This is a genomic window from Deinococcus alpinitundrae (assembly GCF_009982895.1).
Classification (GTDB): Bacteria; Deinococcota; Deinococci; order Deinococcales; family Deinococcaceae; genus Deinococcus; species Deinococcus alpinitundrae.
Window position 1 is genome coordinate 1 of record NZ_WXZL01000313.1, and the last position, 264, is coordinate 264.

At 62.5% G+C, this 264-nt stretch carries 1 pseudogene; it reads right to left on the bottom strand.

The annotated features are described in order from the left end of the window. Positions 1–264: pseudogene (locus tag GUI70_RS23545) on the bottom strand (hypothetical protein); the annotation flags it as partial.

The window sequence follows — 264 nt, forward strand, 5'->3', positions numbered from 1 at the left end:
GCGAGGTAGTCCCGTCGCGAAAGATAAAACTGATGGTTGTTGACCCGGCCTTCGCCGCTGGCGACCACCCGCAGCTCGCCGGTGTGTTCGGCGTCGCTGAGCAGCGGATCCCACATCATCCAGGCGTCAACCGCCAGATAGTCGCTGGCGGTCAGCGGATATTTCGGCGGGGTATAGACCACCCGCACATCGTTCAGACCCAGGCCGGCGTCCTCGAGGATCTGCAGCAGCAGCCAGTGGACATTCGACCCTTTATTGAGGGCG